The organism is Hymenobacter arcticus (genome assembly GCF_054779975.1).
In genome coordinates, this window is the sequence record NZ_BAAGXF010000031.1 from 1 (window position 1) to 23355 (window position 23355).

Below are 23355 nucleotides of genomic sequence, written 5' to 3' on the forward strand. Positions count from 1 at the left end.
GGCAGGCAAGCGTAGAACGTAACCAGATAGGGAGGGTCCTGCTAAAAGTAGGCCAGATAAAATGCGCGACGGCCTGCCTGTGGCCTACACCCAGTTGCCGGGGCGCAGTAAGCAGGCTATGGCTCACTCATAGTGGCTGCCGCGCCCGGTGCCAAGTACTTCCCTCCACCCTGCGGACAGGCCAGCCTCCACACGGCAGCTTCGCTGCTTTCTTCTCCCCAGGCTAAGGCGGCGATGTTGCTTGCCCAAGCCGCTACGCGGAGCCTTCGAGTTGGCAAGCCGGCAGCTCATAGTAACCTAAAACACAGAGGAAGTAGCGCAAATAATATCGTTAAAGAAAAATATTTAAAAAATAGATAAAATAATTTCATTTCGACCTGTACATTCGTATTCACTAGTGGGATAATCGCCCCCTGCACCCCTTCCCGGGCATATGTTGCGCCTAGTACTTTGAATGCTGTGCCCTTGTACCGATTGATTATTTTCCAAAGTATGTGCCCGCTGGCCCAGCGTTTCTAGGCAGCTTACCCTCCTCAAAATAGACTACTCAGCCTGTACACCGCTTCGGTTCTTCCTACGCCACCCTTGCTGTAGTAGTATGCTACCGACCGTCGCCAATAGCCTTCCGCGATGGACTCGGCAACCTTTCCGGCTAGAGGCGGCTGGCGGTTGGCAGCAGCGTTCCAGCGGGAGCCTGCCCTCGCCCGTCGGAGGGGCTAGCCAGCGTGCGTTGGCAGGGTACTTCCCGTGCTCAACGCTTCCAAACAGGCTAGTACCGGCGCGGTGCTGGCTCAATATCACTTTCGTTTCTTGACCCCGCCATGGCCACTGTTGATAAGATTAATAAATTTCAATTGCTCACAAAGACATCTTTCTTCGAGAGCGTTGCTAGAACGACCACTTTATTGGCAATGGATACTACTGATGTAGATATCATTGACAATTATAAAAATTATTATAACATATTTATTGTTGCAGATGGATATAAAAATAAACATGAATTTATAAGCGATTGCAGGGAGCTTTTCAACAAAAAGCTAGCTAACTATTATCCCTTAAACAAGCTCGCCAGTGAGAGTAATATTCTCATCTGGACGCAATGCCGGCCGGTGTCGGCTGGCACCACGATGGCCAGTGGCACGGGGGCGTATGCCGGGCAGGCCAGCACGGCTATGGGGGCCTATTATCGCTTTGGGCCGGCGGGGCAGCGGGGTACCTACCAGCTAGACTATGACAAAGTGGTGGAGGCGCTTACGCCGCTCTACATTCCGCAGTATACTGGCCCCAGCTCGTTGCGCGATGAGGACTACTTCCGGTTGTTGGTGTCGGGGGTGCAGTACCCCGCCGGGCCGACATCGGTGGTACAGTACCCCTCCGGGGTGGTGTCGAAGGGGCAATTCCCCTCCGGGCTGATTTTTATTCTCAGCCCGGCGCAAGCCGTAGGCGGAAACTTCTCCCTAACCGATACGCTCGCGCTGGAGTATGAGCACCTCGATACCCCAAGCGAAAACCTGCGCTTTGCCGCCAGCTCCTACAACGACGGAGTTGAGCGGGTGCTTGCCAATGCCCTGGCCGGGGCCACGGGCCTGGGCTACGAGGGGGCAGAGACGGCCGGTGCCCCCCCAATGGAGAGCGGCTGGCTGCTGGAAAACCGCCCCAACCTCATTTACGCGCCCCTCGACACCCCGGAGGTGATTAACCGGGGCCAGGGTAAATGGGGGGCGCTGGCCACCACGGCGATGACCATTCACCGGTATGGCGACCCCGACCCCCAGGCCAACAGCCCTTTGACGCGGCCCAGCGCCACGGTAGAAATGTGGGAAGGCGGCGGCGGGTACCAGCAGGGCGTGTTCCGGCCCGCGCACGACTGCCTGATGGGGCAGCGCATAGGTACGGGCAGCCTGCTCAAAGCGGGCTTGCACGACTTCTGCCCGGTGTGTCGCCTCAACTTGGAGAAAACCATCACGGGGCACTACTCGGGCAAGCAGGTCGCCGACTTCCCGACCCTAGACAAGCAGCGCTCAGAATACAACAAGGTAACCTGGGCCACGACGGACACCTATTGCGGCAAGAACCCTGCCCCGGACTCTTTCTCCATCGGTCCCAACGATAAGGCCTTCAATGGGTCGCGCTTCTACGGCGATAAGCGGGAAGCCTTCTGGACGTACACGTGCCAGCTGGCGGGCGGCTTCCAGCTCACCGACCTAGTGGTGCGGCAGAGCCTCTACTACCCCGCCAACCACATCCCGACGCCCTCCTTGCGCACGGATTACCGGGATGTGTTTAGCAGTATCTCCTTCCAAGACTTAACGGCCGTTTTTTCGGACGCGCCAGGGGATAGCTATACCTTTGACGTGGCCAAATTTATCAAGGAGGGCAAGTATACGCTCAACGTCTCGCGCAATGGGGCGGTAGGGTTGGATGGGTTTTACCAAACGGGTATTCAGCTCATTATCAAGGTAGAAAACGCGGGCCCGACCATCCCGCACCTAGAGCTGCAACTCTCGGTGGTGCTGCGCGGCCCCGCCTCCGACTTTGACCCGGGCGGCGTGCCAATTGCCCTGAAGGTATATCCCCAGATTCAGTTCTGCTGGTCGAAGTCGCAGCCGCAGGAGCGGCCGGTCCTGCATTTTACGGGCACGGTGCGGGCAGAAGCCAATCCCAAGCACTTTCACTACGCCGACCCCAGCGGCGACCCCGACGGCATGGGCATGGCAGGCATGAACATGGATATGGGCATGGAGATGGTGATGCCCACCTTCAAGGACGGCGACAGCCGGTTCTATTCCCATACCCTGCTGGCGGATGCGAGCTGCTTTGCCGACTCGAACACCGACTGCGCAGGCAACATGTTCGACTTCACTCATCGGTCGCTGCTGGAGCGCCGCGACGCAGAAATAGCCGCCGACTTGCCCGGCGCGTACCTCGCCCTAGAGGCTGACACGTTCAAGGACTTCGTGCCGGACTTTCTCAATCGCTGGGCCAAGCGCGTGGCAGATGGGGTCGATAATGCGTTCCCGGACATTGACCAGCTAGTGCCCGGCCCCCATGCAGCGGATGCCAAGGCCAAGCCCAACTGGGCTACCGTCTTTGACTACTACCTGCCGGGCGTGGTGAATAACACCACCCGGCCTAACCACGAGTTTGTGGCGGTCTACAGCACCACCGTGGCCCCCGGGCAGGCATCCCCCCGCCAGCTCACCACCCGCAAGATGTACGTGCAGCACCAGGTGCAGGACACCCCCGCCGTGACGTCCACCCAGCTCTTTATTACCAAGGTGCCGCGGCAGGGTGCCTATGACAACGTGCACATCAACGGCAACATGGGCAAGCACGTGGGCTTCAAAGACGTAGCAGACAACCAAGCCGAGAAGCTTACGCACTACGACTCTACAGATTACAGCCCCACTAACATCTACCCAGCGCAGTTTCATGTGAGTGCGATTGCAGACCGGGACGTGGTGGCGGCCCCCTTCTGCGGTACCGATTGCTTCCACCTGCACTGGCGCTGGTCGCTGCTCTCCGAAAGCATCGCCCACACGCCCCTTCTGAGGTATGCCTACAATATCTCGCCCGAAAGCTACCGGGGCTGGAATAAAACTAAATCGCACAGCCAGGTAGGCGCCTCCCTGATTCCGCCCAATCAGCAGCTCAACATTCGGTTTGAGGCGCTGACGGCCCCCACCAAAACCAAGCACATGAAGCTCAAGGGTGACCCGGACAATGGCCCGGAGGAGCGTAAAGTGCTGGAATACAAAGTGCGTATCGATGCCCCCGCCCCCGATGAAAACCAGGTGGTGCTGGAGCAAGGCATGGGCTGGGCCATGATTTACTCTAAGTCCCTGACTGTAGTACTGGCCGAGGCCAGCACGTTGGCGGCCCCCCCCATGCCCATCGCAAATATAACTCCCGCATTATTCGATTTTCCAGACTTAGTACTTCCGGATAGGGGCCTCAATCACTTTGGCATGTTCGACAAAGTGTACGACTTCATTCGCTTCCACCACACCTACGACGGGACGGACTCGCGGCTCAACCTGCTCACCAAGTCGTTCACCATTCACAACTACGTGCAGGTACCGGAGGGCGGCGACCTGCCAGCTACTACGTGGCCGGACGATAGCAACGACCCGCTGCTGCACATGTACCGCACCAGCGGCCGGCTCGTCACCGTCGTCGACCAGGCCCTGTTCCCCGATCTCTTTACGGGGGCGGATGGCCCGGTCAGCATTGCTGACATGTAAGCAGTGCGGAAGTGTCCATGTCTTTTTCCAGTAGTTTGTTATGAGTGCCCCTACTTTTCCTTTCGTTCCGGCCGCCGCGCGCGCCCTGACGCTGCTTCAAGCCAGTTTAACCTCCCCCACCAGCTTCGAGTACCTGCTGGAAGAAATAGGGTGGGAAGCCAGCTTTGACTTCTCCGACCTGGCCCCCCTCAACACGACGCTGGGCTTGGCCACCGACTTGCAGGCCGTGGCCGCGCTGGTGGCCGACCTGGGCCAGCAGCGCGGCGATGTCGTGGCCACGGTCGAAAACCTGGTGAGCGCGGCAGAGTCGTTGTTTAAGAAGCTGACGGCCCTGCAAACGGCCCCCTCGGTGGCCCTGAGCATAGCGCCCTTCGACCAGGCGGCCTTTTGGCCGGCCCTGGCCCGCGACCTGGCGCCCTACCTCCTCACTACGGCCCTGCAGGAGGTATCGCCGGTGGCGTACACGCTCCTGTTCTTGACGGGGGTAATCCAGGAAACCGAAGAGCTGCCCACAGCGGCCGAAGCCAGCATGGGGCGGCTGCCCTACACGCGCATCAGCCTGCACTGGGGCGCGCTGGGCGATTTTTTGAGCAACCCGGTGCAGGTGCTCAGCGACCGCTACCAGTGGGGGGCGGGCCGGGTGCTCGACTACCAGCGCGTGCTGGGCGAGCTACAGCGGCTGTTGCAGCTGTTTCCGGTGCGGGCCCGCCTGAGCCTGCCCCCGGCGGCCGTGGCCGACCGCTACTATACGGATGGGGAGTTGGCCAGCCAGCGCCTCAAGTCCCTCATTTTACCCTTCATTAGCGGGCTATATCCTGATGGCAGCGGCTCGGCCGAGCTGGGCCTGTCTATCACGCCCATTCCGGCCCCCACCGCCGGGGGCGTGGCCCTTAGCCATACGCCCCCGGCGGGCTTTTTGCTCGCGCCCTACTTGCACGGCACGGAGGAGCGAAGTATTGCGCTGCGCTCTGATTTGCGCCTAGAGTTTAAGGGGGCCTTTGCCAGCGACAATGCCATTGGCCTCGAAGTACTGCCGGGGGCCGTGCAACTGGAGAGCGAGCCCGGGAGCACGATTTTTGCGGCGGCGGTAAACCTGGTGGGCGCGCCGGCCACGCCCCTGCGCCTGTTTGGCACTGATAAAACCTCGCGCCTCGAGCTCACGGGCTACGCCCTGAGCGTGGGGGCGGCGGGCACCGTGGCCAGCCCAGAACTGCTGGTGCGCGCTGGCACGGCCCTGGCGGGTGGCCCCGGCCGCCTGGTGCTCTACCTGGAGCCCGGCGACGGCGACTCGTTTATGGCCCAGGCTTTCGGGCCCGACCCCATCAAGCTGGAGGTGGGGGGCGCGCTCACTTGGTCGTCGCGCACGGGCCTGGGTATCGACGGAGCGGTTGGCCTACACATTCGGCGGGCTCCTAATAAAACGATTGGGCCCCTCACGCTCCACGATTATTCGCTCGACATTGATGGCCAGACGGGTAGCCAGGGCAGCAAGCCCCTCACGGCGTCCCTCACGCTGGGGGGTAGCCTGCGGCTAGGCCCCGTCACAGCTACGGTAGAAAAAATAGGCGTTATTTTGCAACTCAGTACCCTGGCGGGCACGCAGAAAGGCCTGCTCGACAACCTGGCTGTGCAGTGGGGCTTTAAGGGCCCCAGCGGCGTCGGCATCGAGGTAGATTCCGACATCGTGTCGGGCGGGGGCTACCTCTTTCTCGACCCCGACAAGCACACCTACGCCGGCGCGGCCAACCTCCAGATAAAGGCGGGGACTACCAACCTCAACGTCAATGCCCTGGGCATTTTGCAAACCGAGCTGCCGGGCTACCCCGACGACTACTCGCTGCTGCTGCTGCTAACGGCCACCTTCGGGCCCCTCGACCTGGGGCTGGGCTTCACCCTCAAGGGGCTGGGCGGCCTGCTCGGCGTGAACCGCCAGAGCGACGTGGACTACCTGCGCGGCATGGTGCGCCAGGGCCAGCTCCGGAAGCTGCTCTTTGCCGACGACGTGATGACCGACCCCACCGCGGCGCTCGCTCTCGTGGATGCGGCCTTTCCCGTGGCCCGCGGCCGCTACGTTATTGGCCTGATGGCCGAGCTGGGCTGGGGCTCAGTGGCCAACCTTATTACCCTCGACGCGGCCCTGCTCGTAGAGTTGCCCAAGCCCGTGCGCGTGCTGCTGCTGGGCGTGCTCGAGGTGGTGCTGCCCGGCAAGCAAAAAGACCAGCCGGGCAAGCAAATCGACAAGCTCAAGCTGCGGGCCGAATTTCTGGGCGTGGTCGATTTCGGGGCCAAAAAGGTGTCGTTCGACGCCGCACTCAGCGACTCGAACATCCTGGACTTTACGCTCACCGGTGACCTGGCCTTCCGCCTCTACCAGGGCGATAACCCACTGTTCGTCATTACGGCGGGCGGCTTCCACCCCAGCTTCCAGCCGCCGGCGGGCGCGGGCCTGACGGGCCTCAAGCGCCTTACGCTGGCCCTCAACAAAGGCGACCTGCGCATGACGCTGGCCAGCTACTTTGCCGTCACCTCCAACACGGTGCAGTTTGGCTCGCACCTGGATTTGGTCTACAACATCGGCCACGGCTTTCGGGTCGAGGGGCACTTCGGCTTCGACGTGTTATTCCAGTTCAGCCCCTTCCACCTGCTGGCCCACGTGGAGGCCGGCGTGGCCATCAAGCGCGGCGACTCGGAGTACCTGAGCGTGCACCTCGCGCTCGACGTCACCGGCCCCGGCCCCTGGCACGTGTGGGGCGAGGCCAGCTTCCGGGTGCTATGTTTTAAAATCAGCTTCAACGTTAACGCCACCATCGGCTCGACCCCGACCGAAACCAGCCTGCCCGCGCCCAACGTGCATGAGCAGCTGCTGGCGGCCCTGCGCACGCCCGCCAGCTGGCAAGTGGAGGCCTCGGCTACGGCGGCCCTGCCTGGCGGCGTGGTGCTGCGCCCCGTGGTGAGCAGCGCCGGCGCCGGGCAGGTGTTTCTGGACCCGCGCGGGGCGCTCTCGCTCCACCAGCGCGTAGCCCCGCTGGGCCTCCAACTCGAGAAGTACGGCAGCGCGGTCACTACCCCCACCGGGGGCCGGTTCTTCGAGATTTCGCAGCTCCAGGTGGGAGCTGCTACCTACGCGCTGGGCGGCAAGGACAGCCTGCTCCAGGAAACCCGCGACTTCTTTGCCCCCGACCAGTTTCTGCGCCTCACCGACGCGCAAAAGCTCTCGTCGCCCTCGTTCGAGCGCCTGGCCAACGGCGTGCGCCTCAGCCAGCTCAACGGCCTGGTGGTGGCTCCCCATGCCACGCGCCGAGTGGTAGAGTACGAGAAAAAGCTCCTCAGCGGGGCCAGCGGCGGCAGCGTTAGCACCACCACCGCAGGCCAGGCCATCGGCGCGGCCACTTACCGCCGCCTGGCCCAAGGCAGCACCCTGGGCCGGGCCGTGCAGCAGGCCCAGCCCTCGGCCCGCGCCGCCCAGCCCGTGGCCTGGGGCGAAGACACCTATGAGGTAGTGTATGCCGAATCGCTCGACCTCTACGACCCGGCCGTAGCCAGCCACGCGGGCCACGAAAAATTCAAGACCCAGGCCGAGGCCACCCAGTACTGCCAAAGCCTGGTGGCCACCGATGCCGCCCTAGAGCTGCTGGTGGTGCCCACCTACCAGCTGGCGCTGGCCTAGCCAGCGGCCGGCGCACGCCGGCAAGGCTCATCTTTAACCTACTAATACAGAAGAAAATGGCATTTACAGTGTCTGCGTCCGCCGGTCAGAATAATGGTGAAGGATACATATATATTTCTTCAATAAGCGGTAATTCCGGGAATCATAATACCTTTTATTATTCTCTACAGCATAGAAGTGGAGGAAATAGTGTTTATGCTGGTAGCATTCTCATAAGTACTCTAAGAGCTAACGGACTGACCTTTCCTGGTTTATACGCAGGTGATTACCTATTCAGCGTTACGGATACGAATGATGGGGCGCAAAACGTTTTAATTAACGTGCCCAGCAGTACGGTCATCAATCAGGGGCCGATAGGGTTGAGCCCGCTCACCTCGACCCCGGCCACGCGCACTACCGAAGGCTCGATTACGGTGCAGGCTAGTGGCGGTACCGGCAACCTGCGGGCAACGCTTTCAGCGGTAGGCTACTCCTTCCCCTTTACGCTTTCGCCCAATACCCCAGCTACGATAACGAATCTACCCCGCATTGTGCAGGACACGTCCTTCACGGTGCGCGTGGTGGACCGCGACGGCTCGTTTGCCGCGGCAAGTAACTCGATAGTGGTGCAGGCCTGGACGGGCTGCCGCATCACGCTGGCCACTGCTTATGAAAGCACGGCGGGGGCCACTATTACGGCCCCCTTCTCGGAACTGGCCACTAACTATACGCAGCTGCAACTCTACGCGCAGACGCGCCGGCAGGGCACCGCGGACTGGTTGCCGGCTCAGGGTGAGCTAGTAACGCCCTACGCGGGCTCGGGGGGGCAGTACATCACCACCACTACCGCCCTCTACAACGCCACCTACGACCTGCGCGTTTACTACGACCTGGCTAGCAACGGCGGCCGCTGCACGGCTGAATGGCAGGCCGTATCTATTCGAAACGGTGCCCCGTTACCTAACCCCTGCGAGCTTACGGTGGCTGGCGTGGGCCAGGCGCCCACCCGCGCCGGCGTTAACGATGGCAAGGTGACGGTAACCATTACCCATGCCCAGGGCACGGACGTGGCGCTGCGCCTGCTGCAAGATGGGCAGCCGATATATCAGCAGACGGCGCCGTTCCCGGTTACGTACCCCGCCACCCTACCCAACGCCTCCTTCACCTTCGAGATGACGGGCATCTTGCCCGGCGACTATGACCTGGACGGGCGCATTTCCAGCTCGTGCCTGCGCCCCGCCGATGCTACAGTTACGGTAGACCCGCCCGAACTGCAAATCGGCGACCAGCTCACCTTTGTGCCCTGGGTGCAGCCCACGCTGGCCCACGCCGCCGATGGCCTGCGCGACAACCGCCCCACCGTGAGCTTGTCGGCCAAGCTCCGCACCGACCACGGTGCCGAAGACCTCATCGAAGTGGCGGCCGCCGAAATTTACGGCCCAGGCGATGTGCTAGGCATTGCCCAGCGGGCCATCCTCACCACCTCCCCTGCCCCGGGCGCGGTGGGCTTTTCGCCCTTGCAGCTTGCCTTTATTGATTTCAAGGAGGAGGACCTGCCCTGGCGCTATAGCACGCGCAAGATTGTAAGCTCGCCCACGCCCGACCCGGCCCTCCCGAACACGCCCCTGCCCTGGCTGCTGCTGCTGGTACTGCAGGCCGGCGAGTTTGAGCGCCAGGGGCAAACGGGCCAGCCCCTGCCCAGCATCAACATCCTGGCCGCTGCCGCTGCGGCCTACCCCAGCCCGGACCCCGAGCAGCAAAAGCTGTGGGCCCACGTGCAGGTAAACAAAAGCCTGGGCACTGCCCTCACTGCCCAGAACGCGCTGGGGCAACCCACGATGGGGCAGCCCACGGCTACCGAAGTGGCGACCTTCTTTACCCAGGACCTGCCCAACAGCCCCGACCTGGCCTACTCGCGGGTGGTGTGCCCGCGCCGCCTCGCCCCCGAAACAGCGTACTATGCCTTTCTGGTGCCGGCCGTGGAGGCCGGCCGCCTGGCCGGTCTGGGGCTCGAGTTTGGCAATAACGACGTGGTGGCCTCATCCCTGCCGCTCGCCGGGTCGGTAGCCGCCGACCGCGCCTTCCCCGTTTATTTTCAGTGGAAGTTCTCAACCGGCAGCGAAGACGACTTCGAAACCCTGGTGCAGCAGCTGCACCAAGCCAACGCGACTACCAGCGCCGCCCTGTCCCCCAGCCTGGCCTTCGCTACCGCTGCCGGCACGTACCAGCTGCCCCTGGCCAGCGCGCTCGTGGATGCCGCCACTCCCGTATCCGTACCCGACCCGCACGACCAGACGGCCCAGCAGGTGGCCGGGTATCTCTACGGCCAGGTGGCCCCGGGGCGCTCGGCTAGTGGCCGGCCCCTAATGGGCGCCCCGCTCTACGGCCGCTCTTACTTCGTGACGCCCGGCCTCGACCCCACCCTCGTGGGCGTGGCCGATAGCTGGAAATACACCCTTAACCTCGACCCGCGCTACCGCTCCCTGGCGGCCGTGGGCACCGAGGTAGTGCGCGACAACCAGGAAGAATACGTGCGCCGCGCCTGGGAGCAGGCCCAGGACATCTTGCTGGCTAACGAGAAGCTGCGCGGGGCCCAGTATGGCCTGCGCGCCACGGCCGGCCTGCGCGACCAGCACCTACCAGTGAATACCACCGTAACCACGACCACCGCTACCGCTGGCAGCGGTCAACGGCTGGCCAGCAACTTTGCCGCTACTACCAGCGACGACGCCCACAACAGCGCCACCAACGACGAGGCTACCAGCAGCGCCCGCCCAGCGCCGGCCGCCCGCTTTGCCAGCGCTGGCGCTACTGCCGCTACCACTCCCCAGGAGCAGCGCACTACCGCCCTGGCCGACTACGGCCTCCAGCTTACGGCCCCCTCAATGCGGCGCGTGCGGGTGAGCGCCACGACCCGAGCTGCGGCCACCGAGGCCACCGCCCAGAGCTTGCCCACCGGGGCCATCGCCCCGGGGCTGCCCGCCCACGCCACCCTCTACGAGGCCGTGCGCCGCAGCACCCTGCCGCTGGCCGCCTTCAGCCCCGCGTTTCGGCGCATCAGCAAGCCGTTGGGTAATTTTCAGGTGAACCAGGCCGGCCGGCCCCTGCGCCCCACGCAGGCCGAAACCGAGCCCGACCCCAACGACCTGCGCACGCCCGGCACCAGCCTGCGCCAGCGCGATGCCGTGCTGAGCCAGCTCAGCGCGGGCACCCTCACGGCGGCCCCGCCCCACGCCGAGGCCCTGCGCGGCTATCAGTTTGCCGACGATGTGGTCGATGCCTATCTCAAAGGCAGCGTGCCCCAGCCGGGCCAGGCGGCCACCGTCAGCATCAGCTCGCCTTCGCTCACCGGCAGCGCGGCCCAGCGCTTTGGGCTGGCCTACCGCGGCTTCGTGACCCAGGCCGTAAGCCTGGCCACCAACGACGTGACGGTGGTGGGCTTTCGCAAGCCCCAGCACGTACGCCTGAGCCTGCCGCTCGACCCCCTCAAGGCCGATGTGGTGGCCGGCACCGCGCCGGGCCCCGTATTCCAGGTAAAAATTAAGACCGTGGCCCCCACCCTGGGCTCGCTGCCTACCCTGCCTACCGCCGGCGACTACCTAGGGACCGATTTTAACGCCACCGACTTTTTCGTGGGCGACTTCGACGAGCCCGCGCACCTGGTGGCCGGCGATTGGCTGCCCGCCGACTTTGCGGCCGCCGACTTCCTGGTACCCCGCACCGTGTGGGACTACGAAACGCCGCCCCCCGTCGAGACGCCGCCCATTGTGGTGCGGCCCACCCAAGACGACTACGCCTTAACTGACAATGCCGGGGCGGCCTCTTCGGCCAGCGCCGACGAAGCTGGTAGCAACTCGCGCACTTTCGGGCAGGCGGCCTACACCTCTGGCGGCACCGTGACGACGACGACGACGACGACGACAACCACGACCGCCTCGACACCCGCCACCGATGCCGGGCTGCCCATCATCAAGCAGGCCAAGGTATTCCCCTCGTTCAAGGAGGCCATGGGCGAGGCCCTGCGCCTGCGTCACCCCGAGCTTTTTGTGCCCGGCCTGGCTGATTTTCCAACCGGTGGCCTGGCCGTGCTCGACGTCAACCAAGCATTCATCGAGGCCTATATGGTGGGCCTCAACCACGCCCTGGGCTCGGAACTGAGCTGGCGGGGCTTCCCGGTGGATTTGCGCGGCACGTTCTTCCAGCAGTTCTGGGACGTGAGCGAGCACTTCAACGCGACCCTGGCTGCCGGCACCCTACCCACGGCCGCCCAAGAAGCGGTGCTGCTCGACATTAAACCCCTCGACCAGTGGATAAGCAACCAGCTGGGCACCAATGCCGTGACCCAGCCCCTGCCCGGCACCGAAACGCTGCGCCTGGCCCTGCGCTCGGAGCTGGTGCGCCGCTACCCCAACCTGATACTAGCCCTGCAGGACGACTCCCTGACGCCCGCCCAGGCTCCCACCGATTACACCGACCCGGCCAACTTCCGCCACCCGCTTCAGCGCCTGGCCGTGGGCCAGGACCTGGTGGTGGTGGCCTTCGACGTGAGCTTGCAGCACGCCTACGACCACTGCGCCCTGGTGCTCATGGAGCGCCCCGGCCAGCCCAAGTTTGGCCTCGATGCCGAGGAGCCCGGCCTGGACTACACCCTCGACCCGGTGGGCTGGAACGACCTGACCTGGGCCTACGCCGGCACCCGCGTAAACCAAAACTTTACCCCCACCACCACGGGCGCGCTGGGCAGCAAGCCCCACGCCGCCGCCGAGCCCACCTCGGTGGCCTACCTCACCGATAGCTCGACGCTGGCCTACGCCCTGTTTCAGGAGCCCGTGCTGGCGACCATTCCCATTAGCAATATATTGAGCGTTTGATTCTTAGCGTCCTCAATTTCCATTTATAAAGGCTGCGCGCGTCGCTTGGCTCTTCCGTATGTCCGTTTCCCTCCCCCCCCTGCCCGGCAACCTGGCCGCGCCCTACCCCGTGCTGCTGCTGCCGGTGGGCGTGCAAGTAAAGTTTATGCAGCCTCCCACTGGCCCGCGCCAGCTGTGGGTGCGCATCTACCCCGACCAGCTCAGCATCAGCACCCACGAGGAGCCCCTCACGGCGGCCGAGCTGCAAGCCGGCCAGGCCTGGCACGACCAGGCCCCCACCGAGGACGCCTGGCGCGCCCTGGTGGCCCGCTTTGGGGCCCCCCGTGCCCAGTGGATAGTGCGCCAAACGGCCGGCAGCACGCCCCCGCCCACCACCACTACGCCCTGGAGCCGCGCCGCCGAGGCCCGGGGCCTGCCCCAGCGCTTTGCCGTGCTGCTCTACCGCCCGGCCCAGGCCCTGGCCGATATGGCCGACGGCCCGGCCAAGGAGCTGCTCTTCCCCAGCGGCCGCCCGTATTCGGCTGAGGCCCTGCCGCGCCCCACCAGCGAGTTTCTGGCGCTTTATAAGGCCGTGGAAGGCCTCGACCTGCCCCACGACCCCCAGGACCCCACCAAGGGGCTGGCCGTGGGCATGACCCCGCAGGCCGGCGCCACCACCCCCGACATTGGGGGCGTGGACGACGGCAACAAGTGGACGGTGGACTTCGAAACCGCCCGCTTGGCGGGCATGGCCGTCAAAATCGACCTCGATAAGCTGACCGACGACGAGATTACGGCCGGCTTTGCCCGCCTCGTGGTGGTGGGCGTGCGCCTAGCCGAGGCCGGCAGCCCCGCCGCCGCCAGCGGTGCGCCGGTGGGCCAGGAGGCCTTGGCTGGCTTGCTCGCCGACCACACCTATACCAGCGGGGCCCACCTCGTGGCCCAGGGCACGCCCACCAACAACACCGACAGCGGCGTGGCCGGCTTCAGCTCGGTCGAGCGCACCGATGCTGCGGCCACCTTTGGCCTAGCGGGCCCGCCGGCCGGCTTCGACGCCGGTAAGGCCTGGGCCGACCGCCCCGATGGCCAGCACCTGGCCCGCACCCTGGGCCTGCCCGACGCCGTGGTGAGCGCCTTGGGCGGCGCGCTTTCCCAGCACGACGTGGCCGAGGCCCTGGCCGTTAACCGCGCCCTGTGGCCGGCCACCTACGGCTATTTTCTGGAGGAGATGCTGCGCCCGCTGCTCTCGGCCGACGACTTGGCCTGGACGCGCGACTTCTTTGAGAACTTCGTGGTGGCGCGGGGCCTGGCCCCGGCCCTGCGCGTGGGCGCCCAGCCCTACGGGGTGCTCACCACTACCCACTTTGCGGCCTGGGAAACCGACCCGAACGCCCCCGACCACGCCCGCGCCGCCCGCCTCCAGGCCGTGCTGGGCCAGCTCGACGCGGTGTGGACCGAGCGCCTCAATCCCCAGGATAGCCTCTACCCCCCTACCCTGGCCGGGGCCGCCACCGCCGATAAAACGACCTTTGTGCCGCCCGCCACCGCCGCCGACGGCCTGCTGGCCACCCTAGGTCTCGACGCCACCTCCACCCAGTACTACCAGCGCTACCTCATCGGGCCGCTGCTGGCCGAGGCCTTGCAGGCCCACGCCGTGGGCCTGCCCACCGGCATCTGGGCCGCGGGCGACCGTACGCTGGGCGTCTTCCCGCCCACCGACAACCCGGTGTACCAGGAATTTGCGCGCCTCATCGACCCCCACAACGACGCGCACTTGCAGCGCGATGCGCAGAACCTGCCGGTGGCCGCCCCGCCCCTGTTTGCCCACACTTTCCAGAGCACGTTCAACAAGCTGGCCGAGGCCTACTCCGACGAGCCCGGCAACCGCCGCCAGGAGGGGGCCCTCATCGATGAGGGACTGCTCTCGGAAGACAAGCCGGTGGCCTTATTGCCAGGAGTAGAAGTCAACGGCTTGAAATTGAACTACATCCAGTGGCTGGCGACGGCTTCGTTTGATGATATTCGGCTGGAGCGCTTCGACTCGTCGCTTGGCAACGACTTTCCGCCCCCCAACACCCTGCTCTACCGCCTGCTGCGCCAGGCCGTGCTGCTCGAGTACTGGGCCGCCGCCAAGCGCGCCCTCGCCCTGGCAGGCCCCGACGTGCTCGACGGCGAAACCTTTAACGTGCTGGCCACCGGCCAAACGCCCCGCTGGGCCTGGCTCTACAAGCAGGTAAACGGTCAGGAGCTGTACAAGAGTCTGACCACCAGCACCCCCAGCAACGCCCCGCTCAACGACTACCTGGCCACCGTGGGCGCGCTGGGGTCCTTGCCCACCGCACGCCTCGAGCGCCTGCTGGCCGAGCACCTCGACCTAGGCAGCTACCGCCTCGATGCCTGGCGCCTGGCCCCGGTGGTGCAGCGCCTGCGCACCCTGCGCGGTACCTACCCCACCGGCAGCCACCTCGGGGCCTTTGGCTGGCTCGAAGACGTGCGCCCCCAGGACGAGGCCGCGCCCAACAAGGCCGGCAATTACGACGACCCCGACAACCTGGGCTACCTGCACGCCCCCAGCCTGGCCCACGCCACCGCCGCCGCCCTGCTGCGCCAGGGCTACAAGTCGCGCCAGCGCACCCCCGACCCCACCGACCCCGTGGCCGCCCGCATGGCCATCGATGTGTCGTCGCGCCGGGTGCGCGCCGCCCTGGTCCTGCTCGAGGGCCTGCGCGGGGGCCACTCGCTGGGCACGCTGCTGGGCCAAAGCTTTGAGCGCGCTGTGCAGGCCCACGCCGGCACGGCCGGCGGCAAGCCCTACGCCAGCTACCTGCCCCTGTTTCGCAGCGCCTTCCCGCTCAGCGAGGAGCACGCCCTGGTGCCCGGCGCCGGCCAAGCGGTCCCCACCGGCACCGCCCCCGACCAGGCCGCCCGCCAGGTGGTGGATGGGGCCGCCCTGCTGCGCGCCGCCGCCCAGCATCCCGCTTACCCGCACGGCGTATACGGGGCGGGCCTGCCCGCCGCCGGCACCGATTTTGCCGCCTTTATTACGGCCGAGCTGGGCCGCCTAACCGACGACCTTGATGCCCTCGGCGACCTGGGCGTGAGCGAGGGCCTCTTTCAGGCCGCGCGCGGCAACACCGACCGCGCCGCCGCCGTGCTCGACGGCGTGGCGAAGGGGCTGTTTCCGCCCGTACCCGACGTGATGCACCCACCCCAGCGCAGCTTTACCCTCACCCAGCGGGTGCTAGTGCAGCTGCCCGCCCCGCTCACGAGCGCCAGCCCCTGGTACCAGGCCCAGCCCACGCCGCGCGCCGCCGCCGCGCCGCGCCTCAACGCCTGGCTGGCCCAGTTTTTTCCGAACCCTAGCGTCCTCCCGCTCGCGGTGGGCTGGCGCGATGCGCAGGGCAGCTGGCCCCTGAGCGACGTGTTGCTCGACCAGGCCGGCCTCAGTCCCATCGACCTGCTGTACCTGCTCGATGACCACGCCCTGCAAGCCGGCTCGACTTTCGACCGGCTGCTGCGCTACCACCTGGGCCAGCAGGCCTACGTGCAGCGCCTCCCCCACAACGCGGGTGATGAGTTGGCCCTGGACTACACCGCCGGCACGGCGGCCCCAGAGCTGCGCCGGCTGCTGCCGCTGCTGGCCCGCCTGCGCCAGCTGCTGGGTGGGGCCCGCCCGGCCCGGCCCTACGACCTGCAAGCCCCCGGCCGCCAGGCCGCCGACAACCCCGATACCGGCGTGGCCGACCCCGACCTTGGCGACCGCCTCGACAACGCGCAATACGACCTGACCCAGCTGCCGGGCACCGGCGCACTCACCCCGGCCCAGTTTTACCAGGCTGCCCTCTATGGCTTGACGGAGGCCCTGCCGGGCCTGGCCCCCGGCGCCGACCAGGCTGCGCTGGCCGCCGCCAGCCGCGCCCTGCGGCCCACCCTGGCCCTACGCCTGGCCGCTGCCCAGGCCCTGCTGCCCGCCCAGACCGTGGCCGACCGCCTGGCCCAGGCCAGCGCGCTGTTTGGCCCCGCCTTCCGGCCCGACGTGGAATTTTCCCTCACCGATGCCCGGACTACCGACCCCGACCAGGTGCAGGCCCAGGCCGAGGCCCAGCAGGACTACAGCCACGCCCTTGACCCCCAGGCTACGACCAGCCTGCTGCGCCATTACCAAGGCCAGCCGCTGGCCCTGCAAGAGTGGCTGCACGGCCTTGGGGCCGTGCGCGAGCCCCTCAACCACCTCGACAAGGTATTTCTTATCAAAAGCCTGCTCGACCCCGAAGCCCTCGCCGAACCGACCCAGGTGCTGCGCCCGGCCCAGCTCACGGCCCTCCCCGGCACGGCCCCCGATGGCCAGGGCGACTACTGGCTGGGCCTGCCCTGGCCCACCACCGTGCCCCCCGGCTACCCCGGCCCCGCCTACGCGCCCCCCGGTGATGCCCTCTCCCTGGTGCAGTGGCTGCCCGCCGGCTACCAGCCCGCGGCAACCCAGTGCGCCCTGTGGCTCGATGAGTGGACCGAAACCCTGCCCCTGGCCAGCCAGCCCACGGCCGTGGCCTTCCACTACGACCAGCCCAATGCCGCCGCCCCGCAGGCCATGCTGCTCGTGGTACCGCCCCAGGCCCAGCCCAGCGGCTTCTGGACCACCGAAACCCTGGCCGGGGCCGTGAACCAGACCCTGGACCTGGCCAAGAAGCGCACCGTGGAGCCCGCCGCCCTGGCTGCCACCCCGCTGGCCACCGTGCTGCCCGCCGTGGTGGCCCCCGTGGCCCAGCAGGCCGTCACGCTCACCCTCGACCTGGGCCGCCTCAACGGTACGGCCCGCTTTAACGAGGAGCCCCTCAAGGTGCCGCTGGCCATTCCGTAGCGGGCCTTTTTGTGAGCTAATACATAAGTAATTCAGAATGCTTTAGGAAAAAACCGCATGGCTTATTCATATGAAGTCCCCCAGCAGTACCCGGCCGATGTGCACGCGCTGCTAGCCGCCAACCGCCTCGAAGCCCGGCCCCGCAGCCCTGAGTTCAACCGCGCTCTGCGGGCCGAGGTGCGCGACGCCACCTGGCTGCTGGCCCGCCAGTGGCAGCTGCACGAGTTTCGGGCCGAGGACCGGGGTGCCCCCGCCTTTGTGGACCTCACCTTGCAGGAGCTGCCCCTGGCCCGCCTGGCCGTGGGCAGCGCTCCCGACCGCGCCTACGACCCCCGCACCCAGCCTCTGGAGGCGGCGGTGGAGGCCCAGCCCCGCCCCATCGGGCTGGGCCTGCGCCTGCAAATGGGCCAGTACTGGCGCCGCCAGCTGCGCGCCGCCTTGGTGCAGGCCCTGCCCGCCCCCCCCGACTACAACGTGTTACGAGGAGCGGCTTCCCTGTTCAGCACGGCCTTTGGGCTGGCCCCCACCGCCGCTAGCGTCGACCCCGTAGCCTTTGCCCTGGAGGCTACCGCGCCCGAGGCGCTGGCCCTGCTGGCCCTGGTCGGCCCGGCGGCTATCGATGGCTACGCCCTCTACCAGGCCCTGACCACCGCCGACGGCGTGCCCGCCCAGCTGGCCCCCTACCTGGCCGACAGCGACCAGCTGGCCCTCGCCCTGCCGGGCGTGGCCCTCGCCCCCGGTTTGTATAAAAAACTGGGCGTGAGCGCCATTGGCCAGCTGGCCACCGCGCCGCTCGAAGTGGAACTGCAACGCTTTGTTCTCGCCTTTCACCGCCTCTACCTACTCGGGCACGAGAGCACCGGCTGGGCTACCGAAGACCTGGCCTACTCCTTTGCGGTGGGCACGGCCGGCGGCCTGGGCCTGGGGGCCAGCCACTACGGTGGCGGGGGCACCCTGCCCTGGTACGCCGTGGATGCGCAGGCCCCCCCCGCGAACACGCCGGCCGCCCCGGCGGCCACCACGCGCCGGCTGCTGCCCACGCAGGTGCAGTTTGCGGGGGCACCGGCCACCCGCTGGTGGGAGTTCGAGGACCGCCGCGTGGACTTCGGGCAGGTAACGGGCGATGCCTCGGACTGGGGCCGCCTGCTCTTGCAGGAGTTCATGTTCCTCTACCAAAACGACTGGTTCTCGGTGCCCTATACCGTGCAGGGCGGCAGCGTGTGCCGCCTCAGCAGCGTGCAGGTGACCGACGTGTTTGGGCGCTGCTACCAGGTGCAGCCCGCCGGGGCCGGCCAGCTTCAGGAGGCTGATGGCACCCTCATCGACAACGATGCCGGCCACTGGCGCCTGTTTGCCCAAACTGATGCCGCCAACCCCTACCCTACCACGGCCGCCCCGCTCTACCTCCCGGCCACGGTGCGCAGCCCCCTGGTGAGCCGGCCCGTGGAGCAAGTGAGTTTTCGCCGCGAAGAGGCCACCAACCTGGTATGGGCCGTGGAAAGCATGGTGCCCGACGGCTTTGCCGGCGGCCTCGACGGGGCCAGCGCCGCCGCCCAAGTGGCCGAAACCCTGCGCATGCTCGTGCCCGAGGTGCCCGCGGCCCTCGCCGACTCGGCCGCCCCGGCTTATACCTACCAGCTGGCCGGCGCGGTGCCCGAAAACTGGATTCCCTTCGTGCCCAGCTCCGCCGGCGCCCCCGGCCTCGAGCAGGCCGTGCTGCACCGCCAGGGCCTGACCCTGAGCGGCCTCGCCGCCGAAGTACTGCCCCGCACCGGCCTGCTCCAGCTGCGCCCCGGCCAGGCCTACCCCCTACACGAGCACGAGGTGCCGCCCACCGGCGTGCGCGTGGAGGGCCTCAACTACCGCGCCCGCTGGCACGATGGGCGCACGCTCAACTGGTTTGGCCGCCAACGCGGGCCCGCGCAGCTCAGTGGGGCTTCGGGCCTGGCATTTGACCAACTCGTACCAGGCCAGAAAAAGTAGGCCAGCCGTCCTGTCACCTTTTAGCTGTGGCTTTTTTAAATAACTGCGTAATTCATAACTGATATTACGCAGTTATTGAGCCACTCCCGCCGTTTAAGACTGTTATTATAACTTGCAAACGGATTAGTTGGTCAGTCCTACCGGCCCGACGACGGCTGAGGTGATTGGGGAAGAATGGATACGACGAAAGTAATTTCCCCTTGTCATGGAAGCAGAAAAGCCAGCCGCCAAACGGCCGCCAACCAAGTACGATGCGGCCCTTCGGGTCGAAGAAGCCCGCCGCGTAACCCAGGATGAACAGGCGGCCACGCGCGTTGCGTAGGCGTTAGGCATGAGCGGGGCGCTGCTAGGGCGCCGGGTGCGCACCGCATGGGAGCAAGCGGCCCGCCCGGCTGGCAGCGAGGCCCTGGGGCAGGAAAATAAGCAGTTGCGGGCGCAGTTGGCACGTGCGGAAATGGAGCGCGATAGTTAAAAAAAACGCTGACCAAGTGCCTGCTATAAGCGTAGGCTCGCGCAACCGACGGGCCGGTAATTACCTTACTTTTATAGCCTTACATGCCATCTGCTGGCCCGTGCGGCGGCAGTGCCAGTTGTTGGGCGTCAGCCCCAGCGGCTACTGCGCGTGGCGTAAACGCGCGCCCACGCCAATGGTAGAGCTAACGCCTGCTGCCTGGCAGGTGGCGGCCCTACCGGGTAAGATTCAGCGCGTGTTCACTACCCATGCCGGGCGCTATGGCCAGCGCCGCTTAAGGGCCCAGCTGCGCCGTGAAGGGCGCGTAGTAGGTCGGCAACGGCTGCGTGGCTGGCGCAGCACCACTGCCTGACGTGCGCTTTGCACCCGCGTCAGTACCCGGCCGCCGCGCACTACCCAGCCCGACCTGCAGGCGATAGCGGCTGCCAACAAGTTGGCCAGCTGGCCCGCGGCCACGGCCCCCGACCAAATTTGGGTGGGCGACATCACCACTTGGCCCTGGCCACGGGGCAGTGGGCCTATCTGGCCTGCTGGCGCGATGCCTTTTCCCGGCGCGTAGTGGGCTGGCAGGTGAGCGAGTGGCTGCATACGGCCTTGATTCTGACCGCTTTCAACCGGGCCTTGGCTATCTGCCAGCCCCCGCCGGGCCTGCTCGTGCCTGCCGACCGGGGCAGCCAGTACACCAGCGCGGCCTTTACCACCCTGCTTGACCGCACCCAGGCCATTGCCAGCCTGAGCCGGCCTGGTAACCCCTACGATGACGCCTTGGCCGAGCGTGGCTGGCGCACGCTCAAAACCGAGCTATTACCGCGTGAGGCCTGCTTCGCCGACCTGTAGGAAGCTCGCTTAGAGCTGGCCGAATATACTACTATACTACTCAACGCCTGTTTTCGGCCCTGGGCTACTGCACCCCGCTCGAAATCGAACTCCACTACCGTTTCAACCTGTGTTAGCTCCGTGTCCACTCTACCCGACCCACCTCACTCGCCGTTCGCGTTTGGGCAGCTAAAGGGGAGAGTAGTGAATAAGTATAAAAATAGGCTTAATACTTCCGAAAAAGTGACAATTTTAAAGTTTATGAAAGTATAAAACACAAGGATACGATTTAATACTTTTATAAACTTTAATAGTGGCGAGTTATGGAGCATTATTTAACATACAAATTTTGAGGCGCGAAGCAAGTAGGGTTAGTACGAGTGCTGAGGTGGTCTAGCGGAAACGGACAGAGCGAAGGCTTAATTCCCCTGCCCATGACCGACAAAAACCCAGTTGACGGCCAGTCCGTCACCCGCAAGAAATACAAGCCCGGTTTTAAGGCTAACTGCGTTCGCCAGGTAGCCGCCGGAGCCCGACAAACAGCTGTAACCCGTGCGCAAGGCATCTCGCCCACCCTGCTGGGCCGCTGCTGGCAGCGAACTTGGAACAAGCCGTGCCCAGCAGCGCCGAACTGAAGGGCGTGGAAATCGGGCGCGATAGTTTAAAAAAGCGGTGACCATCTTTGCGCAGCCTCAACTGCGAGCAAGTACGTCTTTATCAGGGCGCAAGCAGCTACCTGGACACTGGCTGCTTTGTGCCAAGTAGTGGGCGTGAGCCGCAGCGGCTACTACCTGGGGCGCTGCGCACTACGCAGCTGGTTGCGGGCAAGTGGGCAGCGCGCCCTCAGCGCGCACGCGAAGCAGGCCGACCCGGCGGCGGTCGTGGCCGAGAACCGGCTGCAAGGCCAGCTCGCACCCAAGCGCCCTAATCAGGTCTGGGTTGGGTACAGCACTTATTTACCGCTGGTAGGTGGGCGTTGGTGCTACCTGGCCACTTGGCGCGCTGCCTGCTCGCGGCGCATGGTGGGCTGGCACTTGGCCACGCACATGCCCACCGATTTGGTAATCAGGGCCTTAAAACAAGTCCTGACGCTGCGCCAGCCTGCTCCTGGCCTCGTGATTCACGCCGGCCGCGGCAGTCAATCCACCAGCCACGCGTGCCGCCAGCGCCTAGAAGATACCGGGTCGCTGACTAGTTACGCCCGACCAGGCAACCCCTACGACAACGCCGAAGCGGGTTGGAACACCCTGAAAACCGAGCTGTTACCCCACGGCTGGGCCTTTGCCAATCTGGAAGAGGCCCGACTGGAGGTAGCCTATTACCTCGACACCTACTTCAACCTCGACCACCGTCACGCCGCCTTGGGCTACCGCTCGCTGCATCGGGTTGAATCGATGCAAAACACTTGGCCCTCCGTCACTCCGCCCTGGGCTACCGCTCGCCCCATCAGTTTGAAACTGACCTACTACCTACTACCTACCTTAGCTCACTGTCCGTTTCCACTAGACCACCCCAAAAGACACGCTGGCTGTGGCTTTGCTCCAGAACAGACGAACTGGAAGGTGCGCAGTTATGGCCTTGGTTAAAAGTTTGGTACAAAAATTAAACGGGCGAGTTGCCGAGGGCAGGTTTGCGGTGGGCGTGGATGACCACTTTGCGGTGGCGTAAGTATTTGTAAAGGGTGACTTTGGAGATGTGCAGGCGCTGGGCAATCTCGTTGACGCCGAGTTGCTGCTCGCGGTAGAGGGTTTCGGCGATGATGGCTGTGCGCTCCGCTTCTTCGGAAAGGCCCCGCTGACGGCCGCCGGCCCCGCGCGCGGGCCGAGGCCAGCCCGGCGTGGGTGCGCTCGCGAATCAGCTCGCGCTCGAATTCGGCCAGCGAGGCAAACAGATTAAACACGAGTCGGCCCTGGGCCGAGGTCTTGTTAATGGCATCGGTGAGGGACACCAAGCCCACGCCCATTTGCTGCAAGTCGCCCACTACTTGGAGCAGGTGGCACAACGAGCGCCCGAGCCGGTCGAGCCGGTCAAGCTTGTAGATGTAGACCGTATCGCTGGTACGCAGCTGCGTGAGCAGCCGCTCCAACTCGGGGCGGCTGGCGCTCGCGCCGGACACCTTTTCCTGGTAGATGGTTTCGCAACCGGCCTTGTGCAGGGCATCGAGTTGGAGTTCCAGATTCTGGTCACGGGTCGAGACGCGGGCGTAGCCGATTTTCATGAGGTAAGCAGTTTATCCGTTACGAAGATACCCTTTTCTATACTTTGATTGCTGAACAAGTTTTATGTACCAAATCGGCTGCTTTTGGGGTCCGGTTACCCGGTCGGCAGGTAACCCGCTGACTTGTTCACTAAAACGTTCGTTTTAGTGAACAAGTCAGCGGGTTACTTTTAGGATTGCCCCCTCCTAAAGCAGGCCGTCGCGCATTTTATCTGGCCTACTTTTAGCAGGACCCTCCCTATCTGGTTACGTTCTACGCTTGCCTGCC

Annotated in this window: 9 protein-coding genes; 8 read left to right on the plus strand and 1 reads right to left on the minus strand. The window is 65.2% G+C overall.

Features of this window, described 5'->3' with window-relative positions:
- Positions 1–911: 911 nt before the first annotated feature.
- The 8 genes from ACYVGC_RS24450 to ACYVGC_RS24485 all read left to right on the plus strand — a co-directional run bounded on the left by ACYVGC_RS24450 (position 912) and on the right by ACYVGC_RS24485 (position 22455).
- Positions 912–4244: a hypothetical protein gene (locus ACYVGC_RS24450; protein WP_460586470.1), complete on the plus strand. Its 3333-nt coding sequence runs from the start codon at positions 912–914 to the stop codon at positions 4242–4244.
- Between the two features lie 40 nt (positions 4245–4284).
- Positions 4285–7911, plus strand: a complete 3627-nt coding sequence (locus ACYVGC_RS24455) for a DUF6603 domain-containing protein (RefSeq protein ID WP_460586471.1) — start codon at positions 4285–4287, stop codon at positions 7909–7911.
- Between the two features lie 320 nt (positions 7912–8231).
- Positions 8232–12761 carry a hypothetical protein gene (locus ACYVGC_RS24460; protein WP_460586472.1) on the plus strand — a complete coding sequence of 1510 codons (4530 nt, stop codon included), beginning with the start codon at positions 8232–8234 and terminating at the stop codon, positions 12759–12761.
- Between the two features lie 58 nt (positions 12762–12819).
- Positions 12820–17598: a hypothetical protein gene (locus ACYVGC_RS24465; protein WP_460586473.1), complete on the plus strand. Its 4779-nt coding sequence runs from the start codon at positions 12820–12822 to the stop codon at positions 17596–17598.
- 57 nt (positions 17599–17655) lie between these two features.
- Complete coding sequence (locus tag ACYVGC_RS24470; RefSeq protein ID WP_460586474.1) at positions 17656–19581, plus strand: hypothetical protein; 1926 nt, start codon at positions 17656–17658, stop codon at positions 19579–19581.
- Positions 19582–20228: 647 nt separating this feature from the next.
- Entirely contained in the window at positions 20229–20405 is a 177-nt protein-coding gene (locus tag ACYVGC_RS24475; protein ID WP_460586475.1) for an IS3 family transposase, read from the plus strand.
- A 140-nt stretch (positions 20406–20545) separates the two neighbouring features.
- Positions 20546–20890, plus strand: a complete 345-nt coding sequence (locus ACYVGC_RS24480; RefSeq protein WP_460586476.1) for a transposase — start codon at positions 20546–20548, stop codon at positions 20888–20890.
- 731 nt (positions 20891–21621) lie between these two features.
- On the plus strand, positions 21622–22455 hold the full coding sequence (locus ACYVGC_RS24485) for a DDE-type integrase/transposase/recombinase (RefSeq protein WP_460586477.1): 834 nt from the start codon (positions 21622–21624) through the stop codon (positions 22453–22455).
- Here ACYVGC_RS24485 and ACYVGC_RS24490 read toward each other — a convergent pair.
- Positions 22452–23087, minus strand: coding sequence for a recombinase family protein (locus ACYVGC_RS24490; RefSeq protein ID WP_460586478.1), 636 nt, complete (start codon positions 23085–23087; stop codon positions 22452–22454). The two genes, ACYVGC_RS24485 and ACYVGC_RS24490, sit on opposite strands and share 4 nt — an antisense overlap.
- Positions 23088–23355: the final 268 nt, after the last annotated feature.

Coding starts and splice junctions, on each gene's coding strand:
- ACYVGC_RS24450 (WP_460586470.1), top strand. CDS start 912: ATGGATACTACTGATGTAGATATCATTGACAATTATAAAAATTATTAT.
- ACYVGC_RS24455 (WP_460586471.1), top strand. CDS start 4,285: ATGAGTGCCCCTACTTTTCCTTTCGTTCCGGCCGCCGCGCGCGCCCTG.
- ACYVGC_RS24465 (WP_460586473.1), top strand. CDS start 12,820: ATGTCCGTTTCCCTCCCCCCCCTGCCCGGCAACCTGGCCGCGCCCTAC.
- ACYVGC_RS24470 (WP_460586474.1), top strand. CDS start 17,656: ATGGCTTATTCATATGAAGTCCCCCAGCAGTACCCGGCCGATGTGCAC.
- ACYVGC_RS24475 (WP_460586475.1), top strand. CDS start 20,229: ATGGTAGAGCTAACGCCTGCTGCCTGGCAGGTGGCGGCCCTACCGGGT.
- ACYVGC_RS24490 (WP_460586478.1), bottom strand. CDS start 23,087: ATGAAAATCGGCTACGCCCGCGTCTCGACCCGTGACCAGAATCTGGAA.